At 38.1% G+C, this 6,693-nt stretch carries 7 protein-coding genes; 6 read left to right on the forward strand and 1 reads right to left on the reverse strand.

The window, feature by feature from the left end:
• Position 1 precedes the first annotated feature (1 nt).
• Positions 2 to 862: a hypothetical protein gene (locus G399_RS0115555; protein ID WP_006014423.1), complete on the forward strand. Its 861-nt coding sequence runs from the start codon at positions 2 to 4 to the stop codon at positions 860 to 862.
• Between the two features lie 543 nt (positions 863 to 1,405).
• Entirely contained in the window at positions 1,406 to 2,368 is a 963-nt protein-coding gene (locus G399_RS0115560; protein ID WP_006014426.1) for a hypothetical protein, read from the forward strand.
• 222 nt (positions 2,369 to 2,590) lie between these two features.
• Here G399_RS0115560 and G399_RS20850 read toward each other — a convergent pair whose 3' ends face one another.
• Positions 2,591 to 2,881: a GNAT family N-acetyltransferase gene (locus G399_RS20850; RefSeq protein ID WP_342340264.1), complete on the reverse strand. Its 291-nt coding sequence runs from the start codon at positions 2,879 to 2,881 to the stop codon at positions 2,591 to 2,593.
• 566 nt (positions 2,882 to 3,447) lie between these two features.
• On the opposite strand from G399_RS20850, the gene G399_RS0115570 reads away from it, so the two are divergent.
• The 4 genes from G399_RS0115570 (at position 3,448) to G399_RS0115600 (ending at position 6,681) form a co-directional block, all read left to right on the forward strand.
• Positions 3,448 to 4,002, forward strand: coding sequence for a hypothetical protein (locus G399_RS0115570; RefSeq protein WP_006014435.1), 555 nt, complete (start codon positions 3,448 to 3,450; stop codon positions 4,000 to 4,002).
• Between the two features lie 68 nt (positions 4,003 to 4,070).
• On the forward strand, positions 4,071 to 4,373 hold the full coding sequence (locus tag G399_RS0115575) for a hypothetical protein (RefSeq protein WP_006014438.1): 303 nt from the start codon (positions 4,071 to 4,073) through the stop codon (positions 4,371 to 4,373).
• Between the two features lie 978 nt (positions 4,374 to 5,351).
• Positions 5,352 to 5,579: a hypothetical protein gene (locus G399_RS0115590; RefSeq protein WP_148277472.1), complete on the forward strand. Its 228-nt coding sequence runs from the start codon at positions 5,352 to 5,354 to the stop codon at positions 5,577 to 5,579.
• An 886-nt stretch (positions 5,580 to 6,465) separates the two neighbouring features.
• Entirely contained in the window at positions 6,466 to 6,681 is a 216-nt protein-coding gene (locus tag G399_RS0115600) for a hypothetical protein (RefSeq protein ID WP_026843796.1), read from the forward strand.
• Positions 6,682 to 6,693: the final 12 nt, after the last annotated feature.

The following is a 6,693-nucleotide window of genomic DNA, read 5'->3' on the forward strand; positions in this document are numbered from 1 at the left end:
AGTGTTTGGCATATTCAAAAAGAAAGAAAAAAATTTAGTAAAACTCGCAATACAAAGAGATGGACTGGAAGCTGCGTCATTAGGCTTCGCAAAGCAAATCATTACTAGGATATCTGACACAGAAGTTGCATACCAGTTTGTATTAGAGGAGCTTGATGCCGCCCGACAAGGAAATGAATCAGCTATTGCTTTTGTTAATCAAAGCGGCATTGAAGAAAGTGAGTACATTGGTGCTATGTCTCGAAGTTTTGAAGCAGTTGATGGCGCGGATGGCCCGCAACAAATGATGTTGATGATCTGTATGCATCTTCAAGATGATACCGACTCAATGGTGAAATTGCGCACAAAAATTGCTGACCATATCATGCAGTCCTTCGGCTTTGGTCGATTCTCAAAAGCGGATAAACCCGGCGCACAATTTGTACTTAAAACATCTGTTCAAAAAGTTGACCAATCTGAATATGGACAGTTCGTTCAAATAAATAATGACTTAGGAAAATTTGTTGAAGATAAGCCTGAGTTACCTCCAGAGGTGATGATGGCATACGGTTACGCGAGGCGTTTTGCTGTTGCAGGAATGTTTGCTCAGGGCGTAGTAGATTCAGGTTTGGTAAACCACGTAAAATTAATATTTAAATCTCTTCAGCAATCGACGGGGCTGACGAAGGAATTTCAAAATAATGCTGCGCAAGAATCGTTAGATTTGATTAATAGCTACTTTGATGGAATTGAACTAAATCTCATGGATTTGGGCAAACTTTGCCATTCAGTGGAAAGCGGTACATTAAACCCTGACACCACAGACTATGTTCCTTCACCAACAGATATCATGCAGAAACTTAAATACGGAAAGTCGCAATAAATATCAAGCAGGAGTGTTAAGGAGCTATTTGCTGAGCGACATTAACCATTTTTCAAGTACTGCCTTCAACACTCCATTAAATAGCTTATATCTATCGAAAAAATAAAAGTGTAACGGCCGCTTTATGCCAAAAAGGGCGCAAAACAAGATCTACGCTAATGACCATTTTTGGCACATTGGCGACTGACACGTATCTAGTGTTCTGAGTGATTATGAAACGTAAAACGGTGAGCGGTTAGGACAATACTTATCAGGAGGGTATGAAAGATAACCGGCCGTTCAAGTAATCTGTAAATGGTTGAACTTTTGATTTTCTCGGTTGGTATCCTAATGGCAGGTGATCCGACTTTGCGGACATTAGCAAAAATTTGATTATTATATTTTGTGACTTAACTTAACGCCATATTTCGACCTATTCTCTTCTAAAATTGCTTGTGCTAGTTTCAGATATCTAAAATTCCTTTCATGTTAAACTATGAAACTTAAATGGCATCATTGCGCTGGCAACATTGGATTGCCTCATTTACATAAAAGGAATTGTAGATGAAACTACTAACTAAACTTATCTTGGTATTTTTCAGTCTAATAATTGTTTCATGTACTGATAGTTCTCAACAAGCTGATCCAGATTTTAAGCCTCAGAATACCGTTAAGCATTTCTCCTCGGATAACAGCACAGTGGTCTTGGTTGATGAAGCGCATAATAATTTCTTAACTATCAGTGGTAGATATAAGCCATTTGAACAAGTTCTTTCGAGCAATGGTTTTACGGTAAAATCGAATACAAAACGTTTCACGCTAGACATACTGAAAAATATAGATATTTTAGTTATTGCCAATGCTCTCGATCACAGCAGAAGAGATTGGCAACCACCCTTTGGGAGTGCACTGAATGATGATGAGGTTGCAAGCGTAAAACAGTGGGTTACTGATGGAGGTTCGCTTTTGTTAATCGCTGACCACACGCCGTTTCCGAAAGTTGTTGAAAATCTGGCATTCGCTTTTGGTTTCGAATTCAGTAATGGGCACGTCGGTCGCTATACGTTTCGCATTGTAGATGCCACTCTTTCTGCCGATCATCCTATTACTAATCGTGGAAACAATTCGTCTAATGAAGTGCCTGTCGCTTTGTCTATTCCAAACACTCAGAAGAACGCTTCATTGTCTAGCCGAATAACTCAAGTCAAAACGTTTGGTGGTTCAGCATTCAAGGCTCCAGATGAAGCAGAGTCTTTACTGACAATTAGACAAGGGATTTTTTCTACGGAACCAGCAATTCCATTTCAAGTTAATTCATCTACTACAAGAATACCAATTGAAGGATGGAGCCAAGGAGCAGTCTTGAAATTCGGAAAAGGCCGTGTTGCTGTATTTTCTGAGGGAATGATGTTTTCTTCACAACTGGATGTAAAAACGGGGGAGAAGCATGGCTTAAGGTCTGTTGGCGCAGAACAAAACGAGCAATTTTTACTTAATGTTATGCACTGGCTATCAAGCGTCTTTTAAACGTGCATAAACAGAATATCTTACGATATGAATTAAGGTATCAATGCAAGATTAAGCATTGGGGTTTCACCGAATATAGCCTAGTAATTCCAAATCTCTAATGCCCACTTAGGTCGAAATTGACGTGAACCCTTTTGCAGCATATGTAGACAAATTGCCCCTTTTTGGCACAGTACCGTAGCACTTGTGCAAAGTACCGTTAGATCTAAGGATTCACCGCCCTTAACGTACTGATTGTGATAGTTCTGCGGCCATATTAAAAAAACGTTCATCTTCACCTTGTATAACAAAACCATTGCGTTCATATAATGTTAGTGCAGGACTTATTTTTAAAACCCTCAACGTTAGCGTGGTCAAATTAGCATTTAATGTTCGGCGCTTCGCCTCATTTAAAGCAGCTTTTCCAATACCTTTATTTTGCAAAGTTGGCACAACTTGAAGGCCTCTTAAGTAACAATACTTGCTTTCAAATTGAAGCCGAAGCACACCGACGGCTTCATGATTATATAATATGTCGTAATTTTCTAGATCTTCGGTAGGCTATAACACTTTTGCCAGATCCCGGTCAGGAGCTAAACGCTGATAATACTGGTACATATTATCAAAAGTAAATTGCGCGGCTTTCTGAAGATCAATAGAGCGCTTAAATGAAATACTCATTAAACCTCCGCATAAGTTCTTAAAAAGACTTTATTACAGTAACGGCTCATTTTCATTTTTTACCCCTCCTAATAACCAGCCCATAGTAGTTTTATTTTTTTCTGATGATAATTTACACTATTTTGTGCAGAAAAGGCGAACTCTCAAAGGTCAGCAATAGGTCGTTTGTGCTAATTTGATAACCACAAAAATTTCGGCATTATAGTTTTTTAAAACAGCGCTGAATCATGACTTCTTGCGCAATACTTAGGTTATATATGCCAATAACCGTTGCGAGCACAAAGAGCCCTAGTCGACGGCTCTTAGGGATATGTATTGCAAACACTATAAGATTGTGTGCAAAATCACCACGCCTATTTAATAATAAATAGTTCACAACATCACTGGTTTAATGTTGAAAAATTGGATTCGGAGTCTAAATGTTTTTGAAAGGCCTTACTATTTTACTGTTGCTAATTCTTAGCAATAGTTCATTTTCAAAAGACAATTCAGAATTAGCATCATTATATGCTCAAGACCAAGCCGCAAGAGAGTTGGCAAGTGCTAAACAGATATTTCCTTCGGCTTCAGAAGAGCGAAAAAGAAGGTTTAACGTATTTGAAATTATTGCCAATGGGGAGCTTAGGACCGCAACCGATTATATACGAGCTTTGATTGTTCTCCAACATACTAATCTGACTTATGATTCTAATGAAAAGTTAATTAGCACCAGCAGTGAAAATCATTTACTAGCGTTCCAGTTAGCTAAAAGGGCTCATCAGTTGGGTCATGAGCAAGGTTTACATTTTTTGGTTTGGACATACAATTACTTCGCAGTTGGCGTCGGTTGCGATGCTGAAAAGTATGGTTTTGATTTGGTTGAAGGAAATATAGTAGCGCGAGATAGTGAAACAACAAGAAACCAGCGAATAGAAGCTTGCGGTTGGTTTGACCCAATTCCCACTTATACTCAACTCGATGTTTTAGCTAAATGAAATACAAAAAGCTTTATATTATCTCAGTATTCTCAATATTTCTTTTATCATGCCAAAGTAACAATCTAATGATCGTTGCTCCTTCTTGTTTTGAGTCTGAAGACCAAGCCAGAAAGATCGCTCACAAACTAATCGATGCTGGATATTTTGAGCGTGTTGACCATTGGGTTGCGTCTACTAGTGGCAATAATGAAAATAAGGGCTTAGTTGGGCTGATGTATGCAGGTTTTAATCCTATAGAGCATTGTGAAAGTGGGTTTCCCATTTTAATTACAGTGGACACGTCAATTCAGGGAAACGATCATCAACATGTTAGAACTTCAGCAACAATAGTTTATAAACAGATGCTTAAAGAGCTAAATCACATTTAGCTAAACTCACATCTACTTTTATAATTTGAATTCTTGGAAAATACTCCCATTATTTTGATCTTTGCTAATGACCGCAATAGGTCGATACTTGCCCTTTCAGCTGCGAGCAAGAATGACGACAAAAATCAGTTCAATTGAAGTAAGCCGCACTGACCCCTTTTGGCACTTTCTTGGCTGAAAGCGGAGGTAAAAAATTTGCCTCTTTGACACGCAGAAACCGTCTTGTGACCAGTCGACGAGTCAATCTACTTCTTTTAAATGATAATTACAAACAACAAGCAGACCTAAATATGCAAAATAAAGATGCAGTAAAAAAACTGTACGCTTAAATTTCGATGCCCTCTCAAATGGCAAGTGCTAGAGTTAACGAATGAAGGTGGTGTAAGGTACTGTGGCGAATGCAGCAAAAACGTTTACTATTGCCAGACCAAAGTCGAACTAGATAAAGCACTTTCAGAGGGTAAATGCGTTGCGTTCAAAATTGAGTTAGAAGAACCTGATTTTGACGACGAACTGATGGGTTTTTGATGAAAATCTCGAAGCAGCCGAATCTTCAGTTAAACAGGCGTGGTTAGTTAAAAAAGGACTACCTTTCAAAAGTGATAAAACGAAGCGCGATAGCTGCACATGCCAGCCTGTATAAGAAATAGCCGTTAGATGACTGAGAATGATTATTTTATCTGGTGTAGTTCAGGCTCTTTTTTTACCGAAATATTTCAAGATCATACCAAAAATAACGATTCCAGCTAGCACTCCTACAGTAATCGCTAATCCCTCATTGTGTGCAGTGTAAGTATATGATTGAAAAGTTTTTTCGTGTGCAGAAAGTTCATACACCAGCGTTGTTGTGGTTCTAACGACGCTTACCGTTGAATACGATGAAAAATTATACACCAGCGGGAATGAAAAAATAAAGACGTAGGTTCATCTGGCGCTTACGATATGATTTGTAGTGTTTATGGTGAAGAGGTTCATATTATGAAGCACTCATTTGAGCACGGTTTGGCTTTTTACTCTTTGTTTAATAAATATTTGGATCAAGAAATTCAAAGGAAAATACTAGTAGATAAGTCCATTCGAATTAATGTGAATTTTTTAACTGATGGAGAAACTGTTATAGATTTTGTAGATTCTGAAATATTGAGATACGAGAAGATAGCAGAACGTTTAGGTGAGGTTATTATGTTGATAAAATATCCAAAATGAAAAGAACTAGAAAGTTACTCGTAAGGCGTTTTAACGCCCTCTAACAAAATATGACTGTATTACAAAAAGTTGCTTAACTGGTGTGTACGAATTACGTTGACCACGTCATATCAATTTCTCGACAGATTACATTTAGAGCCGAGTATAAATCGCAATGGTAGAATCGATTTGTTTGATGGTTTTTTAATTCTTAGTCATCGTTTCGAAAGAAAATTAGGGATAAATCCGACAGATAAGTATTTATTTCGTCTTTCCAACAGTATTAAAGAAGTTAAAAAGCTTCAACATTATTACGATGAAGAACAATATAACGGGAACTATAAAATCAATTTGTAAAACATTTTTTAATCCGCACAGGTAACAAGATATACTTGATGAAAATTATATATACTAACGTCAAACCTTTGGTTCATGTCTTTCATTGTTAAAAGGTATGTTAATTTGTACTTTGAAATGACCCATTATTTGCATCGAATATTGAACTACAGGAATAGTACACAAATTGCTGTTCTATCTATATTTTTAGCTTTTTCATGCGGATCAATGAAACCTGCAAATTATTAATTGGAGTACGTCAAATTTGAATGCAAATCAACAGCTACGCTTATGATGGTGTTAAGTAGCGACAGAAAGACATCTAACGAGGACGGCTTTGCCATGGGTCGCGACGACGTGGTGATAATGCTAGAGTTAATTCGGGCACGTATATTGGCCATTGCAGAAAAATAATATGAATTAGTTTTGGTAGCAGTCATTCGGATTAACGCCTAAATAGGTGCAAGTTGCACCAAAGACTGGATTAAGATTAGGTTGATCAAGCCACAACAGAGAAAACGTTTAGATTGCGTGGTACAAGTCGCACCAGAGACTGATTTTAGGACGCTTGGTGCAAGTTGCACCTGACGGTGAATTTATTATTGCTTGGTGCAAGTGGCACCAGAGACTGATTTTAGAACGCGTGATGCAAGTTGCACCTGACGGTGAATTTATTATTGCTTGGTGCGAGTCGCACCAGAGACTGATTTTAGAACGCTTGGTGCAAGTGGCACCACAGAATGAAATTAGGACGCGTGGTGCGGGTTGCACCAGAGAATTTATTTAGAGCGCGTGGTGC

This window comes from Brumicola pallidula DSM 14239 = ACAM 615, from assembly GCF_000428905.1.
Classification (GTDB): domain Bacteria; phylum Pseudomonadota; class Gammaproteobacteria; order Enterobacterales; family Alteromonadaceae; genus Glaciecola; species Glaciecola pallidula.

Excerpts from the sequence above, each read along its gene's own strand:
- G399_RS0115560 (WP_006014426.1), top strand. The coding sequence starts at position 1,406 with ATGAAACTACTAACTAAACTTATCTTGGTATTTTTCAGTCTAATAATT.
- G399_RS0115570 (WP_006014435.1), top strand. The coding sequence starts at position 3,448 with ATGTTTTTGAAAGGCCTTACTATTTTACTGTTGCTAATTCTTAGCAAT.
- G399_RS0115575 (WP_006014438.1), top strand. The coding sequence starts at position 4,071 with ATGATCGTTGCTCCTTCTTGTTTTGAGTCTGAAGACCAAGCCAGAAAG.
- G399_RS0115590 (WP_148277472.1), top strand. The coding sequence starts at position 5,352 with ATGAAGCACTCATTTGAGCACGGTTTGGCTTTTTACTCTTTGTTTAAT.